The organism is Vibrio sp. HI00D65 (assembly GCF_001635455.1).
Lineage (GTDB): Bacteria > Pseudomonadota > Gammaproteobacteria > Enterobacterales > Vibrionaceae > Vibrio.
On sequence record NZ_LWEH01000223.1, the window covers coordinates 1 to 291 of the forward strand.

The 291-nt window shown below is 35.1% G+C and carries 1 protein-coding gene; it reads left to right on the forward strand.

The window, feature by feature from the left end; genetic code table 11:
- Positions 1 to 291: hypothetical protein (locus A3712_RS28390; protein ID WP_231891832.1), on the forward strand; the 291-nt coding region annotated here is incomplete at both ends.

Consider the following 291-nt stretch of genomic DNA (forward strand, 5'->3'; position numbering starts at 1 on the left):
TCGATGGTCATTTATCTGCTTGGCGTCTTAAAAATGAATCGTCTCCGAATACTGTGGGAAATCAGATCCCAAATGATGAGAAATATATAAGTTATTATGTTGCTGATGCTAACTGGAATAGTCTACTGCATCTACCGATACAAAAAGGTAAAGCTAGTAAGATTTTAGTAAGGTCACAAGCTACATATGATACATATGTTGATAACGCCATGCTCGGAAACACACATGAAAGAATTATTATCTTCCCAAACAAAAAATTTGATATGCCTCTTTCCTTTGAAGCATATTGGA